Source organism: Candidatus Synechococcus calcipolaris G9 (genome assembly GCF_029582805.1).
GTDB lineage: Bacteria > Cyanobacteriota > Cyanobacteriia > Thermosynechococcales > Thermosynechococcaceae > Synechococcus_F > Synechococcus_F calcipolaris.
The window spans coordinates 99,569-119,227 of record NZ_JAKKUT010000001.1 but is presented as its reverse complement, the minus strand read 5'-3'; the positions used below and the strand labels follow the sequence as shown (position 1 = coordinate 119,227).

The 19,659-nt window shown below is 48.4% G+C and carries 21 protein-coding genes and 1 tRNA gene; 9 read left to right on the top strand and 13 right to left on the bottom strand.

The genetic code is table 11. The annotated features are described in order from the left end of the window. Positions 1-5: 5 nt before the first annotated feature. Genes L3556_RS00610 through L3556_RS00600 form a run of 3 tightly spaced genes read right to left on the bottom strand, consistent with a single transcriptional unit; the run spans position 6 to position 3,631 of the window. Positions 6-827, bottom strand: coding sequence for an aldose epimerase family protein (locus tag L3556_RS00610; RefSeq protein WP_277865363.1), 822 nt, complete (start codon positions 825-827; stop codon positions 6-8). Continuing rightward, positions 827-2,575 (bottom strand): DUF3352 domain-containing protein, encoded by a 1,749-nt coding sequence (locus L3556_RS00605; RefSeq protein WP_277865362.1) that lies wholly within the window; start codon positions 2,573-2,575, stop codon positions 827-829. The genes L3556_RS00610 and L3556_RS00605 overlap by 1 nt, the downstream gene beginning before the upstream one ends. 51 nt (positions 2,576-2,626) lie before the next feature. Further along, entirely contained in the window at positions 2,627-3,631 is a 1,005-nt protein-coding gene (locus L3556_RS00600) for a phosphoribulokinase (RefSeq protein ID WP_277865361.1), read from the bottom strand. Positions 3,632-3,826: 195 nt separating this feature from the next. On the opposite strand from L3556_RS00600, the gene L3556_RS00595 reads away from it, so the two are divergent. The 8 genes from L3556_RS00595 (at position 3,827) to L3556_RS00560 (ending at position 10,614) form a co-directional block, all read left to right on the top strand. Further along, positions 3,827-3,898: transfer RNA gene (locus L3556_RS00595), tRNA-Thr, on the top strand. 725 nt (positions 3,899-4,623) lie between these two features. Beyond that, positions 4,624-5,307 (top strand): MerR family transcriptional regulator, encoded by a 684-nt coding sequence (locus L3556_RS00590; RefSeq protein ID WP_277865360.1) that lies wholly within the window; start codon positions 4,624-4,626, stop codon positions 5,305-5,307. 137 nt (positions 5,308-5,444) lie between these two features. Beyond that, positions 5,445-6,215 carry a 16S rRNA (uracil(1498)-N(3))-methyltransferase gene (locus L3556_RS00585; RefSeq protein WP_277865359.1) on the top strand — a complete coding sequence of 257 codons (771 nt, stop codon included), beginning with the start codon at positions 5,445-5,447 and terminating at the stop codon, positions 6,213-6,215. Continuing rightward, positions 6,212-6,700: a hypothetical protein gene (locus L3556_RS00580; RefSeq protein ID WP_277865358.1), complete on the top strand. Its 489-nt coding sequence runs from the start codon at positions 6,212-6,214 to the stop codon at positions 6,698-6,700. Before L3556_RS00585 ends, L3556_RS00580 begins: the two co-directional genes overlap by 4 nt. Positions 6,701-6,988: 288 nt before the next feature. After that, positions 6,989-7,960, top strand: coding sequence for a sodium-dependent bicarbonate transport family permease (locus L3556_RS00575; RefSeq protein ID WP_277865357.1), 972 nt, complete (start codon positions 6,989-6,991; stop codon positions 7,958-7,960). A 5-nt stretch (positions 7,961-7,965) separates the two neighbouring features. After that, complete coding sequence (locus L3556_RS00570; protein WP_277865356.1) at positions 7,966-8,280, top strand: P-II family nitrogen regulator; 315 nt, start codon at positions 7,966-7,968, stop codon at positions 8,278-8,280. Between the two features lie 135 nt (positions 8,281-8,415). Continuing rightward, positions 8,416-9,132, top strand: a complete 717-nt coding sequence (locus L3556_RS00565) for a carbonic anhydrase (protein WP_277865355.1) — start codon at positions 8,416-8,418, stop codon at positions 9,130-9,132. A 42-nt stretch (positions 9,133-9,174) separates the two neighbouring features. Then, positions 9,175-10,614: a mannose-1-phosphate guanylyltransferase/mannose-6-phosphate isomerase gene (locus tag L3556_RS00560; RefSeq protein ID WP_277865354.1), complete on the top strand. Its 1,440-nt coding sequence runs from the start codon at positions 9,175-9,177 to the stop codon at positions 10,612-10,614. 151 nt (positions 10,615-10,765) lie between these two features. Here L3556_RS00560 and L3556_RS16245 read toward each other — a convergent pair whose 3' ends face one another. From L3556_RS16245 to leuC, 7 genes are all read right to left on the bottom strand, one after another. Continuing rightward, entirely contained in the window at positions 10,766-11,104 is a 339-nt protein-coding gene (locus tag L3556_RS16245) for a type II toxin-antitoxin system PemK/MazF family toxin (protein ID WP_422110740.1), read from the bottom strand. Continuing rightward, on the bottom strand, positions 11,104-11,340 hold the full coding sequence (locus L3556_RS00555; protein ID WP_277865353.1) for a hypothetical protein: 237 nt from the start codon (positions 11,338-11,340) through the stop codon (positions 11,104-11,106). Before L3556_RS00555 ends, L3556_RS16245 begins: the two co-directional genes overlap by 1 nt. A 213-nt stretch (positions 11,341-11,553) precedes the next feature. Next, on the bottom strand, positions 11,554-11,934 hold the full coding sequence (locus tag L3556_RS00550; RefSeq protein WP_277865352.1) for a PIN domain-containing protein: 381 nt from the start codon (positions 11,932-11,934) through the stop codon (positions 11,554-11,556). 14 nt (positions 11,935-11,948) lie between these two features. Next, a complete protein-coding gene (locus tag L3556_RS00545) occupies positions 11,949-12,203 on the bottom strand; it encodes a hypothetical protein (protein ID WP_277865351.1) in 255 nt (84 codons plus the stop codon). A gap of 61 nt (positions 12,204-12,264) precedes the next feature. Further along, positions 12,265-12,801, bottom strand: a complete 537-nt coding sequence (locus tag L3556_RS00540; RefSeq protein WP_277865350.1) for a hypothetical protein — start codon at positions 12,799-12,801, stop codon at positions 12,265-12,267. Positions 12,802-12,811: 10 nt separating this feature from the next. Beyond that, positions 12,812-13,549: a hypothetical protein gene (locus L3556_RS00535; protein ID WP_277865349.1), complete on the bottom strand. Its 738-nt coding sequence runs from the start codon at positions 13,547-13,549 to the stop codon at positions 12,812-12,814. Positions 13,550-14,461: 912 nt separating this feature from the next. Next, entirely contained in the window at positions 14,462-15,865 is a 1,404-nt protein-coding gene (gene leuC, locus L3556_RS00530; RefSeq protein WP_277865348.1) for a 3-isopropylmalate dehydratase large subunit, read from the bottom strand. Between the two features lie 138 nt (positions 15,866-16,003). On the opposite strand from leuC, the gene L3556_RS00525 reads away from it, so the two are divergent. Further along, positions 16,004-16,621 carry a CAP domain-containing protein gene (locus L3556_RS00525; protein WP_277865347.1) on the top strand — a complete coding sequence of 206 codons (618 nt, stop codon included), beginning with the start codon at positions 16,004-16,006 and terminating at the stop codon, positions 16,619-16,621. Positions 16,622-16,640: 19 nt separating this feature from the next. Here L3556_RS00525 and L3556_RS00520 read toward each other — a convergent pair whose 3' ends face one another. From L3556_RS00520 to L3556_RS00510, 3 genes are read right to left on the bottom strand one after another with little or no spacing between them, the layout of a single operon-like run. After that, positions 16,641-17,612: a CobW family GTP-binding protein gene (locus L3556_RS00520; protein WP_277865346.1), complete on the bottom strand. Its 972-nt coding sequence runs from the start codon at positions 17,610-17,612 to the stop codon at positions 16,641-16,643. A gap of 35 nt (positions 17,613-17,647) precedes the next feature. Beyond that, positions 17,648-18,910, bottom strand: coding sequence for a tRNA nucleotidyltransferase/poly(A) polymerase-related protein (locus tag L3556_RS00515; RefSeq protein ID WP_277865345.1), 1,263 nt, complete (start codon positions 18,908-18,910; stop codon positions 17,648-17,650). Then, positions 18,903-19,376: an NADAR family protein gene (locus tag L3556_RS00510; RefSeq protein ID WP_277865344.1), complete on the bottom strand. Its 474-nt coding sequence runs from the start codon at positions 19,374-19,376 to the stop codon at positions 18,903-18,905. Before L3556_RS00510 ends, L3556_RS00515 begins: the two co-directional genes overlap by 8 nt. Between the last annotated feature and the right edge of the window lie 283 nt (positions 19,377-19,659).

Genomic DNA, 19,659 nt, shown 5'->3' with positions numbered 1-19,659 from the left:
ACAACTTAAATGGCTGAAAGGTGTAACTCAACCTGAAGCACCATCGAGGCTTGGGGAGGCAAATGAATTAAATCAACGCCGCTATTCAAGGCATTGCGGGGGGCAGTCCAGGGTTCTAAACAGTAGTAATCTTTCCCGTGCAGCGTCCAAAACACCAAAGTCGTAAATTCGGGACTAAAGTTCAGGTCTAGATGATACCCTCGCTGGCGATCGCTCACCCGGGCCCGATGACCCAACAGGGGCCGACAGGCTAAATCAAGTTCCGGGGCAGCCCAATCAAAACCACCGGCAAAGGTTAGGGGCCGCTGTGTTTTTTGATCCACCATCCCATTGATGGGCAGATTAAACGTTAATTGCTCCTTCTCCTGAACTGCAAAATAGGGATGCAAGCCCAAACTAAAGGGCAGGGGCCGCTCCCCTGGATTGGTGATCCGCAGTTCCAGGCCCAGGCTATCAGTCCCTAGGGTATAGGTAAATTCCAAATCAAACTCAAAGGGATAGACCCCACGGGTTGCCTCCGTATCCCCTAACCTTAAAACAATGGAATTCCCTTGGTGATCCTGCACCTGCCAGGGCAGATCCCGGGCAAAGCCATGCTGCTTAAGACTATATTTTTGATCTTCATAGATGAATTCATTGTTGGGCAGGTTTCCACAGATGGGAAATAGGATCGGAATGCCTCCCCGCACGCTTAAGTCTGGGTTGGCAAAGCGATCGCGATCCAGATAAAGAATCTCTTGCCCCCGCCACTGCCAACCGGAAATCAAGCCCCCCCGCTCTGGAACCACCGTCAGCCGTGATTCGCCACAGATTAGTTCATGTGCCATTATCTTTCCTGCTCCCATTCAATAATTGCCCTTGCCCGCTGGAATGGGCCCTGACGACCTTGATTAATCAAGGCAATGGATTGCAACTGCTCCCCTAGGGGCATTGTCCAGGTATCTAGGATTTTTAGAAATGGGAAGCGATGCTCTAGTAAAAAACGAGACTTTGACCAGTTGAGGTACAGCAATCCCTGGATGTCACGCTCCTTTACACCCCATTGATTGAGTTTAAGCCACGAGCTAGATGGGTTAGATTTGTCTGTGCCTGGGTGGGCAAGATGATCAAAATACTCCGATAGGGTGACCAGAGATGAACCGAGCCAAACCGTCTCCCCATTTTGGCCGTAGACTCCTGCCACCTGGGAGATTAAACGGCCTGTATTCTCAAGATCGGGATTGAGTTTAGTCCATGCCTGGAAGGATTGGGAACCCACGGGAATAGGATCGCGGGAAAAGCCTTTATCCGTGGCAATGGTATCTAGGGTAGCTAAGGTGGAATCGGTTTCTGGGGTGATCGGGGATGTCCACAGCCAATCCAGTTGGGTAGAATCCGGTGCTTGGGGCCATAATCCTAGGGCGTAGGCTTGGGAACCTAGGGGAAAGATGGTATTGACCAGATCAATTTTCCATTGGTGGCCTAGATCGGCGATCGCCCGTTCCAAAATAGACTCCCCTGACTGGGCCCGGCCCGCTGGATAGGTGATTAATGCGGCATTGAGATCCTGCCAGGCTTGGGGAAGGGCCTTACCCATGAGGGCCATCCCTGGATCCGCTGGCCAGGCTTGAACTAAGTCTGAATGAAGACCACTGGCGATCGTTGAATTTGCCCCAGTCTCTTCAGCCGGTGTTTCCCCAATTCCCTTGAGGGCCATATCCATCAGGAGTTGCTTTCCGTCTTGATAAAGGGCCAGAAAGAGGCGATCGTAGCGGGGCGACAGTTGGGACGGATCCCCCAAGGATTGTAAATTTCCATATAGGAATCCCCAGGGGTTCGGGGGCAATGTGGCGATCGCCTGACGATAGCTTGCCATCATGCCCAGGGATGCATCGGGACTTTGGGCACTGGCCAGGGCCGCTTTAATGAGTTGGGGATTGGTGGCAATCAAAACCACCCGATCCTTTACCTGGGCCGTAGCCACCGGCAGCCCATTCTGAAGGGATTTCGGATTGGCTAGGCGAGGGCTTCCCGCAGCGGAGAGCACCCGTACCCCTTGATAGGTTTCTGACTTACTCCCATTCCCCTGTCTATCTTGCCAGAGTCGATCTAAAAAGTTAGTAGCAGCCTCATTACGGCGAATTTTAATAATCCAAAGGAGGCGATCGCCCAAGTTTGTGCCTTGATTTATACCGTGGAGAGTCGGAGCTTCTGAACCAGTATCTGACGGTAATAGAGCAATGGCCATTTCATTATCCGCCCAGTCCTTCACCCGGCGAAGTTCACCGATTCCCAACCTCTGCCATTCATCCCGCAGGATCTGCTCTAGGGGAGTACCTAAGGGCCCAGGAAGTTCCTGTACCGGCTTGGCAAGGGAGAGAGCCACTAGGGCCTGGCGGGGAATAAATTGGGCGATCGCCCCTAGGCTTGCGTCCGTTTGAGATGCGGCCCAAGCCACCCCAGGGGGTAGGATGCCCATTGCCAGCGTCGCAACCAGAATGAGAACTAGAACCACACCCCGCACCGCTGCCCTAAATCGACAGAATAATGCTTCCATGTCCATATCCTCTCTGGCCAAAGACACAATTTTAGACATTTAGGCAATGCCACCAGACCCCAAAGGGTTTCTGCCGACAGAAATAGCTGATTACCGTTTTCCGGCAGCTTGGGTTTCTTTGGTGGTCAACCGTTCGTAGGTCGCCCGCATTTTCAAGCCGGTCAAGACTTGGAATAGCCCGGATCCATTATCAGACCCCGGATAGTCGCGATGTTGGAGTAAAAGATGGGTCATCTCGCCGTAGTGCTTCGTGGATGTATTACTCAAGTGGCTTTCGATATAAATCACTTCATCTAATTTATCGAACCGACCATCCACCTCCAGCACGGAGACTTGGTGGCCGTAGTATTCATCGGGGCCATAGCTGAGACGAATACCTGGGTAAGAACAGGTTAACTTACGGCCGCAAGGAACCCAACTGATCGTTGAGCCTTCGTCAAAGAGATAGACCGGATCAAACCCAGCAATCCCTTCCCGTTGCAACATCCGCACCCGTAGGATATTGCCGATTTTTTCTTCCTTGACTAACTGTGTCGGCAAAATTTGAATCACCACATCGGCGTATTGCTTTTGCGGATCAATATAGGCCATAAAATCGGGACGGCGGGCATTGATTGAAGCGAGAACATCATCGTAACTATGGCCCCGTTCAGCCATGTCCCGCTTAATTTTCCAGGCAATTTTTACGTCGTCACTAATATCTAGGTAAACACTAAAGTCTAACAGTCCCCGTACCCGCTCATCGTAAAGGGGATGTAAGCCTTCAATGACAATGACATGGTTTGATTCAATTGGCTCAGGGGGATCGAGCAGGCCCGTTTCGTGGTTGTAGATGGGCTTCATGATCGAGTCGCCATTTTTTAAGGACTTGATCTGTTCGTACATCAGATCAAAGTTGTTGGCGCGGGGATCGAGGGCAGTGATCCCTGTCTCTTTCCGTTGTTTGCGATCAAGACTGTGATAGTCATCTAAACAAATGACCGTCATAAATTCTTCGCCAAACAGATCGGCCAGTCGGCGCAAGAATGTTGATTTACCACAGCCGGAGTCTCCGGCAACGCCGATGAGAACCACACGGTCTGGCTTACTGCTCATAGCTGACGATTCCCTTTACTCTCAGAAAATTTGCATTCCCTACATTTGCAGGGAGAGGAAGTATATCCCTTACTGATATTACTAGGCTCTTGGCCCCTTATGTACCCTCAGGTACAAAATCCAGTTCGGTCTTGGCCTGAATCACCTGTGATAGTATTAAATGACTAAGAATAAATAAGAAGTCATTCTTGCCCTGCCGATGTAGCTCAGTGGTAGAGCACTCGATTCGTAATCGAGCGGCCGTGGGTTCAAATCCCATCATCGGCTTTGATAAATATTGACTTTAGAGTAAATATAGAATTATATCTATTATCTAGCTCCCTAACGTCCCATTTCTCACCAAAGTCCCATGGGCAAAATATTTTCAAAGAATTAAATTAAGCCACAGATTTCTTGAGACTGATACCCAATAGTGTAAATGAGGATCAACAGCGGTAGCTGCCGTGAAGCGTAAAATTTCGTAATACTGTCTAAGGAAAGCGTCACAAGGATAATTAACCATTTTCAACGGGCTGAATCCCTGTCTTAGGTTGGGTTTGGCAACTATTAAGGACGGGTTTTGAGCCATGATCACTGGGCCAAATATTGTGTCAGAGTACCTTAATTGACGGCTTCAAGCTCAGTTGTTATAAAATTGCTATAATTGGAATCAAGCGTAGAAACCTAAGACATCTTAGCGATCTCTAAAACTTTAGATGGCGAAAGTTATAAAAGTACCTGGGCTTTAGGCTTCTGCTTCGGAACAGCCATAGACTGTACCGTTTTACCTCCAAACTTGTAGTGTTTCCCTAGGTCTACCTTCGTCAAAGTAAAAAAAAGTCTGTATCATTGTGTCAGAAAAATATCAGGAACTCTAGGGTTTGACTGATGATTAAATCAATGTACTATTGATTCAGACAAGTGCCTATATCAACCATTTAGAGTCAAATAAGGAAGGAAACGGCGTGAAGAATATTCTTGGTATTATCAGTATGGATCGTCAGAACTGAGCCATGACAACTATTGATGATTTTTCCCATGTCCAAGATCAGTGGTCTCTAGACGAGCTGGTGGAGATTGCAAATGAACTTCTCCCGCAGCATTTGCCTCAGGAAGATTCCAAGAATCGCGTTCTTGAGGAAGTGAATCCTCGTCTTATTCGCCATTACACCTCCTGTAAGCTGATCGATCGGCCAACCCGGATTGGTCGAGAAGGACGCTATAGCTACCGCCACTTAGTCCAGGTGTTAGTCGTGCGTCGTTTATTGATGGAAGGCTATACGGCTAGTGCCATCTACAAACTATTGCATCGGATGACAACCCCAGAGTTGCGGGCCTTGTTGGAGCAGGGGGTTCATCTTCAGTTAACCCCGCCACCGATCAACCCGGCCCTGGCATTTTTACAGCAGGTGCAGGAACGCTCGGAAATGAAACTCCGCGATCGCTCGTCACCGCCGCTGACCCCCTTTGGAAATCGCTCTACTGTAGCTGCCCCTGCCACACCTTCCGTAGCGGTTGCAGGTAGTGAGGTGACCCATGAGGGTAAGGCATTGCCAGAAACATGGCAACGGGTAGAGGTCTTGCCCGGATTTGAAGTTCATATCCGCGAAGATTTTAGCTATCCCCAGGTGACGCGGGAGCAGGAAGCCATTGTGCAGCAGTTGGTTCAACTGTTGTCGTCCTATACCAATCAATAGGTTTATAGGTAAAAACCAAACTATTAGCCCTCGGATGAATTCCTGAAATCTTGGCTGGATTCCGAGGCTTTTTTCGTTGTTTGCAGCAGAAATTTATTGCTGATCTGTGAAAGTGCCCCAGGGATGCCAACCCGGCAATGAGTAATCAACCCCAGGAAAAGAAGATCGGAGCTAATCTCCAGCGTCTTGTCATCGCCCCCGATCAGGTGAGGGATGATAACCTGTCTTTGACATCGGCCCAGTGTCATTATCTTTATCGGGTATTACGTCTAAATCCCGGCGATCGCTTTTTGGCCATGGATGGTCAGGGTCAACGATGGCTGAGTCAATTAGGGGGGGTGGGTGAACCCAGTCGATTACTGGAGGCGGCTCCCATTTCAACGGAATTAGGGGTATCTATTGTCCTTTGTATGGCTCTTGTCAAGGGAAATAGCCTCGATCTCGTGATCCAGGAAGCAACGGAGTTAGGCGTCAGGGAAATTATTCCTATTCGCAGCGATCGCAGTCTCTTACAGCCGAGTGCCTCAAAATACCAGCGGTGGCAACGGATTGCCCAGGAAGCGGCGGAACAGTCCCAGCGGCTATGGGTTCCCAAAATTTCGACGGCGATCGCCCTTGATGAAATGTTGACCTTCGAGGGAGCGCGATATATGGCCGGTCTAGCAACCGATGCCATTCCTCTAAATCGGGCACTGGATCAAGGAAATACTCACGCTAAAAACATTAAAAAAATCTATATTGCCATTGGCCCAGAGGGGGGATGGACAAGTCAGGAAGTGGAGCAAGCGCAAAGGGCGGGTTGGCAGACGGTTTCCTTGGGGCGACGAACCTTGCGGGCTGTTACCGCCGCGATCGCGGCCTTGGCCCTAATCAGCATCCACTATGATGGAGAAGACTTTATAGAGTGAGTGAACTGGTGATGGTGGCAACTCTTTCTTCCCAGGGACAACTGCTCCTTAATATCTACCTACTGGCGACGGTAATTTTGATCGGGTTGATTTTAGCCCAGTCTTGGTTGCGGGGAATAACTCGTCAAGGGGAAATTGATGCCCTGAGTGATCAAATTTCGACCCTAGATACTCACTTGAAGGAGGCGATCGCCACCATTGAGACTCAACGGGCCGAGATCCAAAACCTGCAACACCAGGTCGAGGGCACGAACACAGACTACCAAACCCTCAAAAGTCGCTATCAGACACTCCAAAGTGAACATGATGCTTTAACGGAAAAATTAACCACCCTAACTGCGAGTCGGGATGCCTTAGCCCAGGAGTTGACAGAAAAAAAAGCGGAAATCGAAGACTCTTGGCTCCATACCATGACTAATGCACCCCAAGCTTTTCTGGAATCCTTACCCTTTATGCCTAAATTTGATTCTGAGCATAAATCATAAATAATCTGTTGCTGCGATCGCACACTGGGTATTTCAATAGCTCATCACTTGGTTAAATATGTTCTGTGGTAGTTTCTCAAGGCGATCGCCTAGTTCTAAAATCCTTGTTATCCCATAGCCCGCTTGAAATCATGCTATCTTCTCCAGCACGATCTTATATTCAAACTACTTTTCCGAATTTTTCGAGATGCCCTTAAGATTATCCTAGGTAACTAAATATTAGATTACAAAACTTAATATGGAGACCATCTTTTTTGAAACATTATTTAACGGGAAAGGAGAATCATTATGGATCTTAGTTTGATTCTCTCCAATATCCTGAATCCACCGGTTTTATTCTTTTTTCTCGGCATGACGGCCGTCTTTGTAAAATCCGATTTAGAAATTCCGCCACCCATTCCCAAGCTTTTTTCCCTTTATCTTCTTTTTGCCATTGGTTTTAAGGGCGGTGTTGAGTTAGCCAAAAGTGGGATTAATACCGAAGTGGGACTCACGATGTTGGCGGCGGTTACGATGGCAGTCCTTGTTCCCATCTATACTTTTTTTATTTTGCGCATCAAGCTCGATCCCTATAATGCCGCGGCGATCGCAGCAACCTATGGATCCATTAGTGCGGTGACATTTATTACCGCCAGTTCCTTTCTCGATGAGTTAGGCATTGCCTTTGATGGCTACATGGTGGCGGCCTTAGCCCTGATGGAATCCCCAGCGATTATTATTGGCCTAATTTTGGTCAATCTCACTGCCCATCGGGAAGATGATAGTGAGTTTTCCTGGGGTGAAGTCCTTCAAGAAGCCTTTTTGAATGGGTCAGTATTTTTGTTGGTTGGCAGCCTCCTGATTGGCTTTTTAAGTGGGGAACATGGTTGGCACGTTCTCTCTCCCTTTACCCAGGATATGTTTTACGGTGTCCTCACCTTCTTTTTACTAGATATGGGTTTGGTGGCAGCTAAACGTATTAAAGATTTAGAAAAAACCGGGGGCTTTTTGATTGCCTTTTCCATTATTATCCCGATCTTTAATGCCGGCCTTGGGCTTGTAATCGCCCGCTTTATTAATTTACCGGCGGGAGATGCCCTGCTATTTTCTGTGCTCTGTGCCAGTGCCTCCTATATTGCCGTACCTGCGGCCATGCGGTTAACGGTTCCAGAAGCCAACCCTAGCCTGTATATTTCCACAGCCCTTGCCGTCACCTTTCCCTTCAATATTATTGTCGGAATTCCCCTATACCAATACGGTATTAATTTACTTTGGAGCTAATATCTATGCATCCAGTCAAACGCATTGAAATTGTCTCTGACTCGGTGGAGCTTGCCAAAATCGTTGAGGCCCTCAAGGAAGCCGGTGCATCCAGTTATACGATTATTCATAACGTGGAAAGCAAAGGCATTAAGGGAACTGTCTTTGACGACTCGGCAGTCACCATGCTGGATAATGCCTACGTCATTGCCTTTTGTCCACCGGAGAAACTCAAAGCTTTAGCAGAGGCCATTCGCCCCATTCTCAATAAGTTTGGTGGCTCCTGTTGGATTTCAGAGGTAACGGAGATCCGCTCAGTCCGCTGTATTTCATCCCTCTAAGTTTTCAGGGGTGAGCAACCATTCAGGGGCTGAAACAACCCTCTAAAAATAGTTCACAGGTTCAAAAGCGCAAAATAGTTAATGAACAAAAATAGTTAAAGAAATTACTAAAAGTTATGAAGGAGAACGTGGATCATGGGTAGATTATATGGCTCTGTGGGCCGGCGCGATTTCCTCAAATTTACTGGTTTGATGGGAGCGATCGCGGCGATGCCCTGGAATACTCGTCCTGCTTGGGCTGACACGGCAGATATGGATATGGATGAGGATAGGTCACTCTCTCCCGATGAAGCCTTGAATCGACTCATGGCCGGAAATGAGCGATTTATGCACCATACTCCCAAATATCCCCACCAGTCTGCCAAGCGACTCCATGATGTTGCCCAGGGCCAGCATCCCTTTGCCACGGTCTTAAGTTGTGCCGACTCCCGGGTTCCCGTAGAACTCCTCTTTGATGTCGGAGTTGGGGATCTCTTTGATATTCGCGTTGCCGGTAATGTGATCACCCCGGAGGTCTTGGGGAGTATTGAGTATGCCGCGGCCCTACTGGGCACGAGCTTGGTGATGGTTTTAGGTCATGAGCGGTGTGGGGCGGTGACGGCGGCGGTGCAGGATAAACCCCTACCAGGGAATATCAATGCCTTTGTCAATTCCATTAAACCTGCCCTCGGAAGTAAACATGATCAATCGGCCCAATTCATTGAAACGGCAGTGGTGAGTAATGTTTGCTATCAAATTGATCAGATGAAGCAGCAATCCCCTATCCTGGCGGATCTAGAGGCCAATGGCAAACTAAAAATTGTCGGCGGCCGCTACGACCTAGACGAAGGGGATGTCACCTTGGTTGCCTAGGGTTCCATGCATTCTGACTGGTTCCACGGATATAATTTCTCCATGAATATCCTACCTATTCTTCTGTCCGGTGGCTCCGGTAGTCGCCTCTGGCCCTGCTCCCGCCAAGGTCATCCCAAACAGTTTATGGCCCTAACCGATGGCGGCCATAGTCTCTTGCAGCAAACGTGGCAGCGTTTAGAAGGACTTCCCCAATTAGGTGATCCCCTCGTCATTGCCAATGAAGCCCATCGCTTTTTGGTGGCGGAGCAACTCCAGGAGATTAATATCACCCCTGAGGCGATCCTATTGGAACCCATGGGGCGGAATACGGCTCCAGCGATCACTGTGGCGGCCCTGTATTTAACCCAGATTGTGGGTCAGGATCCGGTTTTGTTAGTGTTACCGGCGGATCATCTGATTCAGGATCAACGGGCCTTCCAAGGGGCGATCGCCACGGCAGTCGAAAGTGCTACCCAGGGCTGGCTGGTCACGTTTGGAATTCAACCCACGGAACCCAATACGGGCTATGGGTACATTGCCAAGGGGGCAGCCATTGATACCTCCGGCAGCTTTCGGGTGGATAAGTTTGTCGAAAAACCCGATCGCCCCACAGCGGAAGCCTACCTGACCTCTGGTTCCTACCTATGGAATAGTGGCATGTTTGTCTTTCGTGCCAGTACCTTTTTAGCCGAAGTCCAGCGTTGGCAACCCGCTATCCTGGCGGCTTGTGAAAAATCCCTGACCCAGGCCCACCATGATCTGGAATTCATTCGCCTGGATGCCACCGCCTTTGCCACCTGTCCCGCAGACTCGATTGATTATGCGGTAATGGAGCATACCGAAAAAGCAGCCGTAGTGCCGGTTCAGTGTGGTTGGAGTGATGTGGGGGCCTGGTCTAGCCTGTGGCAAGTTGCCGAAAAAGATGACCAAGGCAATGCCTACCGAGGGGATGTCTTAGCCGTCAATAGCAAAAACTGCTTTGTCTATGCCAGCGATCGCCTGGTGACACTGCTGGGGGTGGAAGACCTAATTGTAGTGGAAACCGCCGATGCCCTTTTGGTGGCCCGCCAAGATTGTGCCCAGGATGTGAAGCGATTAGTGGAAGAATTGTTGAAGCGAACCCGCCAGGAAGCTCTGAGCCATCGGGTTATCTATCGTCCTTGGGGAAAGTACGATTCCATTGATGTGGGTTCCCGCTTTCAGGTGAAACGGATTACGGTGAAGCAGGGGGCCAGTCTTTCCTTGCAAAAGCATCACCACCGCGCCGAGCATTGGGTGGTGGTCAGTGGTACCGCTGAAGTCACCTGTAATGGTGAAAAATTTCTCCTGACGGAAAATGAGTCCACCTATATTCCGGTGGGGGCCGTTCATCGCCTTGCTAATCCAGGCAAAATTCCCCTGGAAATGATTGAAATTCAGTCAGGGCCGTACCTGGGGGAGGATGATATTGTCCGATTTGAAGATCACTACGGTCGCTGTAATGACGAGACTGAGGGTTAATGGTGAAGTTACGCAGTTGACAGCACGATCGATGGCAAAGACCTACCAGAAAATTGAGCCGTATAACAACTAAAATGAGCAGCGATGAATCATTCTGAAACGCAACAAGAAACTGATATTCACCGCTCCATCGACTTGTTAGCTGGCTTTGCTAAAGATATAAAACTGTTCGTAAACCCTCATCGACCTCCTCCTGCAAGTAGTCTGGTAGCGAACCAATACGCTCAACCAAAAACGTCTTATCGATCGTAAAAATTTGCGAGACATTTACGACGGAATCTCTCGACAATCCCGATACCCCACGCGGTAATAGTACATTGCCTGGTGCTTCCGCTAACTGAATATTTGAAGTGATAATGACGACGATAACAGTGCTAATCTGGCTCTGGGTAAAAGTATCATCCTGAATCACTAAGACGGGACGGCGATATCCAGGTTCTGAACCGACTGGAGCAGGTAGGTTTGCCCACCAGATTCCTCCCCGATACATTACCAGTCCTCGTGGGGCAAAGACATAAACTGCATCTTAGCCATCACTGGATCAAGTTCAGAGGACTCTGTAGCGTAAACTTGGTTCAATTTGAGCAAGATTTGCTCACGATTGTACCTTTTTAGATATACCTGTAGCGCTTTCGTGTAAAGCTCACTGCGCGACAGCCCTAACTGCTGAGCAAGTGCTTCCGCCTGTGCAAAGACTGCATCTGGAAGTGAAATTGCAGTTTTCATAACGGTCTTAGCTTAAAGTTCTATTCTTTGGTTATACCTCAGTCATACCAGGGCTGCAAGAGTGAGCATCCTTAAATACCAGAAAATAACCTTTGAGTACGTCCCAAGCCAAAAAATGGGTTAGATCACGGTGAAGTTGTGCGGCGACAGGTAACCTTGAACTCTTACCAACAACCTTCACACCGTCCGCACCAACGCATTGTTAGCCTGTGCCTAGCGGTTATACGGTTGCTCCATTTTTAGTCCTGGAATGACTCGATAATGCTTAGTATTGAAGGTGCAAAGGGTAAAGCCCTGACCTACAGCACAGGCAGCTATCAAAGAATCAACTAATCCCACTTTATGTGACAAATGGTAAGCCGTGAAATCAGACAGAGCACGCGCACAGTCAATCTCAGTAGGCCAAACTACAGTTAATGGTGCGACAAGTTGCAAGGCTTTACGAACTTGTTGCTTATTTTGCGCATCCTGAATCAACTCCATAACAACGAAGCCAGGAACACTTGGCAGTTCTTGAAGAGAGGCAAACCAACTTAAAGCAGGTGTAAAGCCCCTTTGAATATCAATAAAAATATCGGTATCAAGTAGATACATGTAGCCACCTAGATTCACTCACGGGTTTCAGCTTCACGGCGTAACCTGCGAGCATATTCTTGACTATCGGTAATATCAGGACGCGAATTGATGACTCCGCTACTTTCCCAGTAGGTAACAAGTTCTGCACCTGTTGTTGGCGGGTTTTGAAGAAACGGGCGAAATGATAGGACACGCAAAATATACTCTGTCATAGGTAGCTTTAACTGGGATGCCTCAAGAGACAGTTCATCTTCTAATTCTGCTGGCAGATCTAGAGTAACAATCATTTTAATCCTCCATTTTTTAGTAAGCAAGGGGCGTAAACCTCAAAAAAAGCATAGAAATGCTTCACCTTCGCAATGACTTAAGATGATTGACCCCATCAGAAGAAACTCTCATGTATTTCAACTTTCCATTTTTCCGCGTTTGAAATAAAAGCCTTTTGGTTGCCAATCTATTCAAAGAATTAGACGGATTTGACAATTTTACTCCATGCTCTTTCAAAAAGTTGTTAACCTCAGAAGTTTTAAAGTCATTTTGTGGGGATTGCTTCTGAACATAGTAAGCTGTTATTAAAGCTTTTTCTAAATCGTTAACTTCATTCCTAAATTGATGAAAAAATTCCCCAAAAGTATCTGTAGTTTGAAGTTCTTGTTCTCCAATATTTGAAAGTTTTTTCTCCTCCTCCTCTGCGACGATTGCTATTTCCTCTTGCTCAAGAATACTTTCACTTTCGTCATCTACGGAGTTGTTCGTTGAAAGAAGAGCCATGTACTCAACAATAGCATCTATATTCGCAAGTTGATCTTGCACGAACTGTTCTGAGCCTTCTAACTCAACCTCACCTGTTTTGAAGTTGATTCTTGCTCTTGCTGGCTTACTCATTTCCATCTCTTCATTTCTTGATTCCATTTTTGTACAGTAGCTCCTCTATAGCTGCCCTATATTCCAATATCACTTTCTGAATATCTGATCTTCTCGCATTGTAATAAATCTTATGAGCAGAAAAATTTCCGATCGCTCGGAAGTTTTCTAAGCAGGATTTTGTATTTCTAGACAACGATAGTTTTGGATTATTGATCGCATTTGAAACTATGTCAGAAAGCATTTTATAGTTGCCGTTAGAATCTCTTATCTCAGTATCTATACCTTGATGTTCATAAGAATGAATTAAGCAGATTTCTAGTAGCCTTCGCATCAAAACCGCACAACCATCAAAAATATTATTTTCATACGAGGCATTAATCTGTTTTGACAGAGACTCTATATATCCTCGAGTGTTTTCATAAAGTGAATCTGGCAAAATTGTATCTGTGGCTTCAATTTCCTCACTCTTTTCGCTTATAAATGAGTGCTCCTCCTTGAGAGATTTCAATTCACTAGCATGAAGCCGAAAAGACTCTTGCTCTTTACCCTTTACAAAACACCGAGACTTACTCAGATTTTGCTTTAATCGAGACTTATTTGGTTTGTGTAATCCTAGATCCTCAAACCAACCACAGATCAAATCTACAGAGAATTCAAAATCTTCTTGATGAACATGGTGATAAAACGCCAACAATCTAACTTTGTCAATTTCCGTTTGTGTCAGCAAATTAGTCTTTTCTATGAAACGGTTTAGCGAAATTGCCATACGCGCGGATTGCAGTTAGATATCTATATTAGGCAGATCATAGCCCAACTACAGAGATTTGGCGCATCTAGAGGATAAGAGGTTTTGAGCAGGCTAACTATTGATTAGAGAGCGATAAGCAGCCTAGCTAATTTAGCAATAGAAAGCTAGAATTCTCTATTTATAAAGACATAGCCCACTTTAGCACATGAATATACAGGTGTCAAAAATTGCTATAGCCGTCACACGTAGATTATGAACACGATTGAGAATAGAAGTATTGCCCTACAAGGATTTCAAAGATACATCCGTTCATAAATAATTTCGGACGGCTATAGATTGAGCATATACAAAACTTCATTTTTATCCAACCCCCTTAACAAGCAAGGTTTTTGGTGTAGTAGAAAGCGAATGGTATACAGAGTCAAGCGGATATGCACTTTAGCTTAGAAAGGCTACAAGCCTTTACTAATCAAAGTTATATCGCTAAATTTAAGGAGTGTTATACTGCATATTTTTTCATGGAGTCCTTGCCCCCAGAGCCTCTCAAGCGAAAACTCTTAGATCAAGTCAGTCTTAAACCGTACTCGATATCGAAGAGTCACCTGCCGAGTCGCAGGATCAAGGTTCACATACCGCTCTTGGTCGTCTGATTCAGCCGCACTAGCAGCACCTGCCATCATAAAGTAGCCCCATCCTTCATCTCCGTATGCACCAGAAGCATTTTTATGGGAGTTAACGCCCCGTTCACCCGCCGCTAATAACTTTTGGACTCGCCAACTCGCTTAATTCGGTCGGTCTGCAACGGGATTGTTAGACCAAATTCAACTTGATCTGGCATATCTATCTGGACAGATTTTTGACGTTTGGATTCTTCCCTTGTAAGCACGTGGTTTCTAGAAAGCTGAGCTTGGGCTATTCTAAATTAACAATCTATAGGAAACTGCGAATATCCGTCACCTGGCCCGTAATAGCCGCCGCCGCCACCATCGCCGGACTCATAAGCAGAGTACGCCCGGAACTGGAACCTTGACGGCCCTTGAAATTACGATTTGAGGAGGATGCACTCATTTGCCGGCCCTCTAGTTTATCGGGATTCATTGCCAAACACATGGAGCAACCCGGTTCTCGCCATTCAAAACCTGCGGCCACGAAGATTTGATCGAGACCTTCCGCCTCCGCCTGCACCTTCACCTGTTCGGAACCCGGTACCACAAAGGCTTTCACCCCGGATTTCACCTGGTGTCCCTGGGCCACTTTGGCCGCTTCCCGCAGATCGCTAATGCGACCGTTGGTACAACTGCCAATAAAGCAGACGTCAATTTTGGTGCCTTGAATGGGTTGGCCCGGCGTTAGATCCATGTAGGCATAGGCTTCACTGGCGATCGCCCGTTCTGAGGATGGTAGGGTTTCTGGGGGAGGAATCACGTCCGTGACTGCAATGCCTTGCCCTGGCGTAATTCCCCAGGTGACGGTGGGGGGAATATCTGCGGCATTAAATGTCACCACATCATCGTAGACAGCATCGGTATCACTGCGAAGGGATGTCCACCAAGCGATCGCCTCCTGCCAATCCTGGCCCTGGGGCGCAAAGGGCCGTCCCTGGAGATAAGCAAAGGTAGTTTGGTCGGGATTAATATAGCCGCACCGCGCTCCACCTTCAATGGACATATTGCAGACCGTCATCCGCTCTTCCATGGTCATGGCATCAAAGGTAGTCCCAGCATACTCGTAGGCATAGCCCACGCCCCCTTTCACGCCCAGGGTACGGATAATGTGTAAAATCACATCCTTGGCATAGACTCCGGCATTGAGGGAGCCATTGACTTCAATTTTGCGAACCTTGAGCTTAGATAGGGATAGGGTTTGGGTTGCCAATACATCCCGTACTTGACTGGTACCAATGCCAAAGGCGATCGCCCCAAAGGCACCATGGGTTGAGGTGTGGCTATCTCCACAGGCAATGGTCATGCCCGGTTGGGTTAAGCCCTGTTCCGGGGCAATCACATGGACAATCCCCTGATGGCCCGAACCGATGCCAAAAAAGCGAATATGGTACTCCTGGCAATTTTTTTCTAGCACCTGGAGCATTTCTTCCGCCAGGCTATCCGCTAAGGGTCGGGATTGATCAATGGTCGGCACAATATGGTCAACGGTGGCGACGGTGCGATCGGGATACAAAACCTTGAGACCCCGCTCACGAATCATGGCAAAGGCCTGGGGACTGGTGACTTCGTGAATGAGATGGAGACCGATAAAAAGTTGGGTTTGCCCCGAAGGTAATGTGGCGACGGTGTGCTGCTGCCAAACTTTATCGAATAGTGTGCCCTGGCTCATTCCTGTACTCAACTTTTAAGATAGATATTGTTTACAATTTAATCATTCACAATGCAATCATCGTGGCTAGGCAAAAATAAAGATTTAGCTGCCTTTGCTGCGTCCTAGGATGATCATAGCAGGAGCGATTGAGCATCGATGGCGGCTTTAACCTTTTTCCAGAACATACGCTGGGTACAGTCGGTTTCCCGGGCCGTTTGTACCCTAGCCCTTCTTCTCATGGTGGATTTCATTAGCCCCGCCACTGGCGAAAATTCTCTATACCCCCATTGCCGGGGCAGGGACATCTTAACGGCTCCTGTCTGTAGAGGTGATCAGATTGACCCGGAAGAGCAGAACCTCTACACCCTGATAAATGAATACCGCGATCGCCACGGTTTGCCACCCATTCCCCTCTCCCCGGCCCTCAACCAAGTTGCCAATCGCCATATTTTGGACTTGGTTCACAATGTGGGGTATTTAACCCATGGTTGGAGTGATTGTCCCTACCATGCCTCCCAACCCGCCACCTATGCCTGTATGTGGAATGCCCCCCAACGCCTGGGAACGACATACCCCGGCAATGGCTATGAAAACGCCTACGAAGGACCCCGCAAAGCAACGGCAACGGGCACACTCGCCACTTGGCAGCAGAGCCATCTTCATCGCGCGGTGATATTAAACGAAGGAATCTGGGCAACCAAAACTTGGCAGGCCCTAGGCATTGGTATCTACGAGAAGTATGCCGTGGTCTGGTTTGGGGAAGAGGTGGATTGAACCCTGCCCTAAATCTGCCTCAAACCAAGCAATTCCGAAAATCTGCTTTGAGTTGGGCATCGTCTAAATTTCTGCCGATAAAGACTAGCTCATTCAGTCGTGGTTTTCCTGCATAGCTCATTGCCGTGGGATCCAAGGGACGACCATCAAAGAGCATATGAACCCCCTGAAAAACAAAGGGGGTGACGGCTCCGGCAATATTCAAAATTCCTTTCATGCGGAAAATATCCGGCCCTTGATTCCGTAGGAGTTCACTCAGCCAGGCGTTGAGTTTCTCCCCATCCACATTTCCCGGTTCCACAATGGCAATGGAGCCTACCGTACTATCATGCTCGTGGGCATCTTCGCCGAGAAAGTCGGGATCAACGGCTAGGGCCCGCTCTAAATCAAATCCGCCCACCCCTAAAATTGCATCCATGGCGATCGCCGCGTTTTCGGTTCGGTAGACCTTGGCTAGGGTATTCATGGTGCGGATTTTGTCTTCGAGGTCATCCAACTCCGCCGCCGTCACCAGATCAGTTTTATTGAGCAGAATCACATCCGCAAAGGCAATCTGTTCTTGGGCTTCATCCGCATCCCAGTGCTGGCTAATATGTTTGGCATCCACAACCGTCACCACCGCATCTAGGCTGGTTTCCTCACGCACGTCCTCATCCATAAAAAAGGTTTGGATGACCGGAGCCGGATCCGCCAGGCCGGTGGTTTCAATTACCAAATGATCAAACTTGTGTCGCCGCCGCATCAGGTTACTAATAATCCGAATTAGATCCCCCCGTACCGTACAGCAAATACAACCATTGTTCATTTCGAAAATTTCTTCATCGGTGTTGATCACCAATTGATTATCAATCCCCACTTCGCCAAACTCATTGACAATGACCGCGACTTTCTTGCCATGCTCGTGGGTCAAAATGCGATTCAGGAGGGTGGTTTTACCGGCCCCAAGATAGCCCGTGAGTACGGTGACAGGAACGGTTTGGGTTGGGGACATTTTCGGTACTCCATTGGGGCAAACTTAATTTTATTCTAGCCTTGGCTCAATTGGGTCTGGACAAATTCCAGGGCTTCTTGGGGGGTGGAGAGTTCTCCCGTTGCTTGAGCCTGCTCCACTTGGGCTAAAAGGCGGCCCAGGGCTGGCCCAGGTTTCAGGGAAAAATGACGGAGTAAATCCGCGCCCTGCAATAGGACGGGCGGGTGGGCAATGGGATGATCGGGAATGAGCCAAGGCTCCACCAAATCCCCTAGGAAGGATGGAGGCATCCCTTGGGCCACCAACAGGAACACAAGTCCAGGGAAGAGGTGGTTGGATTGCTTAAACAGATAAAATTGCTCACTCCGATCTAGGGAACCCGCTTCTAACCGTGGCATCCAAGTGTGGCGCAGTTGCCAGAGGCGTTGGACTACTTTAATTTCTTGGCGACTGTAGGTTAAATGGCTTAGTTCTTGGCCAGCAATGGTTGGATCAGGGTTGACGAGGCAAGCGAGTTTACTCAATAGGGCGAGGGTGCGCCGCTGGGGTTCGCCGGGGGCGGGATCGGTAAGGATGGGCTGATTTAAGGGAGATATTAAGGCTGGGAAGATTTTCTGGGCGATCGCCCGTTCTAGGGCCTGATAGGTTTGAATCGATTGATCTATTACCGATGGCAACCACACTGGCAGCAGGCCATCTTCATGGGCGAGGGTGACATAGGCTCCACTATGGGCCTGGCTGAGGATATAGCTCAACTCGGCGCGAATCCGTTCCGGGGCAACCTCGCCTAAATACTGTCCCAGGGTTTGCAGGGTGGTTCGGGTCTCTGGTTCAAGGGTAAACCCCAATTGACTGCCCTGACGATAGGCCCGCAATAACCGTACCGGATCTGCCCTGAGGTTGGCGGGAGCAACCATCCGAATGATTTTCTGATGAATATCCCGTTGCCCGCCGAGGGGATCAATGAAGGTCTGCTGACGCGGATCGTAGGCGATCGCATTCATACAAAAATCCCGCTGATGTAAATCCGTGTTCAGATCATCTCCCACCATTTGGGCAAAATCCACCGTCGCCTCGGCAAAGACAACCCGAGCAATGTGGCGATCGCGATCCAGGACAACCAATCCAGCCCCATAGGTTCGAGCCATGGCCGCGGCCGTTTCCAGGGCAGCCTTGGGAACCACAAAATCTAAATCCAGATAGGTCGTCGCCGGCCGTTGAAGCAGGGCATCCCGCACTATTCCCCCCACTAAATAGGCTCCCTCCGGTAATAGATCCAGGGCAAAGGGCCAATGTTTGGCATCGAGGAGATCAACCATGGGGCAAACGGGAACAAACCTGCTCTTGACGCAGATGTTGCCGTAACTGCATCAGCAGCCGACCTAAATAATTTTTTCCCTGGCCATCCGGCCCCCGGCCCCAATAGGCATCCACTGGCGAATCTTCCACAATCCATTCATCCCCTGTGGAAAGCAACAGAATTTGCAAATCAGGATGGGCGGAAAACTTTGCCTGTAGTGCCGTCCACATCACCTCTTGTTTGATATGTTCCCAATCGGGCCGCAATAGATTGCGCGGGTCTCGACCCATGCGGGCCGCATCGGTGGGGGTGGCGGCCTGGCGAATGACCTGGCTTAGGGATGCCAGGGAGGTACCAACAAACTTCTGCGCTTGGTAGTAATGTTCTGCCGTTGGCCAATAGTGCCGTTGCAACCAAAAACCGTGGGCGGAAAAATTCGAGAAACTGCCGTAGGGTTTATCTAGTTGATAAAAATAAATAGCCATCAGGATGAACAGGATGAAATGGAAAACCGAGCAACCCTTAAACCGCAGAACCAAAAATTGAAGGCGATTGTTTCCCAATATCAGAGCGATCGCCGAGAATAAATTAATATTTACTTAATCATTCACCGTCCAGTATAACTGTAGAGAGATGGGCCCGTCTCCTCAAGTGGGGATCAGCGGCTCTGTGAGCATCCCTAGAATCAACGATTTTTATGGCTAACGTTATTAGAGGCCTGATGGGTTTCTGAGGAGCAAGGAAAATATTTCATGGGATTGTATCGTC

Coding starts and splice junctions, on each gene's coding strand:
- L3556_RS00610 (WP_277865363.1), bottom strand. CDS start 827: ATGGCACATGAACTAATCTGTGGCGAATCACGGCTGACGGTGGTTCCA.
- L3556_RS00605 (WP_277865362.1), bottom strand. CDS start 2,575: ATGTCTAAAATTGTGTCTTTGGCCAGAGAGGATATGGACATGGAAGCA.
- L3556_RS00600 (WP_277865361.1), bottom strand. CDS start 3,631: ATGAGCAGTAAGCCAGACCGTGTGGTTCTCATCGGCGTTGCCGGAGAC.
- L3556_RS00590 (WP_277865360.1), top strand. CDS start 4,624: ATGACAACTATTGATGATTTTTCCCATGTCCAAGATCAGTGGTCTCTA.
- L3556_RS00585 (WP_277865359.1), top strand. CDS start 5,445: ATGAGTAATCAACCCCAGGAAAAGAAGATCGGAGCTAATCTCCAGCGT.
- L3556_RS00575 (WP_277865357.1), top strand. CDS start 6,989: ATGGATCTTAGTTTGATTCTCTCCAATATCCTGAATCCACCGGTTTTA.
- L3556_RS00570 (WP_277865356.1), top strand. CDS start 7,966: ATGCATCCAGTCAAACGCATTGAAATTGTCTCTGACTCGGTGGAGCTT.
- L3556_RS00565 (WP_277865355.1), top strand. CDS start 8,416: ATGGGTAGATTATATGGCTCTGTGGGCCGGCGCGATTTCCTCAAATTT.
- L3556_RS00560 (WP_277865354.1), top strand. CDS start 9,175: ATGAATATCCTACCTATTCTTCTGTCCGGTGGCTCCGGTAGTCGCCTC.
- L3556_RS16245 (WP_422110740.1), bottom strand. CDS start 11,104: ATGTATCGGGGAGGAATCTGGTGGGCAAACCTACCTGCTCCAGTCGGT.
- L3556_RS00555 (WP_277865353.1), bottom strand. CDS start 11,340: ATGAAAACTGCAATTTCACTTCCAGATGCAGTCTTTGCACAGGCGGAA.
- L3556_RS00550 (WP_277865352.1), bottom strand. CDS start 11,934: ATGTATCTACTTGATACCGATATTTTTATTGATATTCAAAGGGGCTTT.
- L3556_RS00545 (WP_277865351.1), bottom strand. CDS start 12,203: ATGATTGTTACTCTAGATCTGCCAGCAGAATTAGAAGATGAACTGTCT.
- L3556_RS00540 (WP_277865350.1), bottom strand. CDS start 12,801: ATGAGTAAGCCAGCAAGAGCAAGAATCAACTTCAAAACAGGTGAGGTT.
- L3556_RS00535 (WP_277865349.1), bottom strand. CDS start 13,549: ATGGCAATTTCGCTAAACCGTTTCATAGAAAAGACTAATTTGCTGACA.
- leuC (WP_277865348.1), bottom strand. CDS start 15,865: ATGAGCCAGGGCACACTATTCGATAAAGTTTGGCAGCAGCACACCGTC.
- L3556_RS00525 (WP_277865347.1), top strand. CDS start 16,004: ATGGCGGCTTTAACCTTTTTCCAGAACATACGCTGGGTACAGTCGGTT.
- L3556_RS00520 (WP_277865346.1), bottom strand. CDS start 17,612: ATGTCCCCAACCCAAACCGTTCCTGTCACCGTACTCACGGGCTATCTT.
- L3556_RS00515 (WP_277865345.1), bottom strand. CDS start 18,910: ATGGTTGATCTCCTCGATGCCAAACATTGGCCCTTTGCCCTGGATCTA.
- L3556_RS00510 (WP_277865344.1), bottom strand. CDS start 19,376: ATGGCTATTTATTTTTATCAACTAGATAAACCCTACGGCAGTTTCTCG.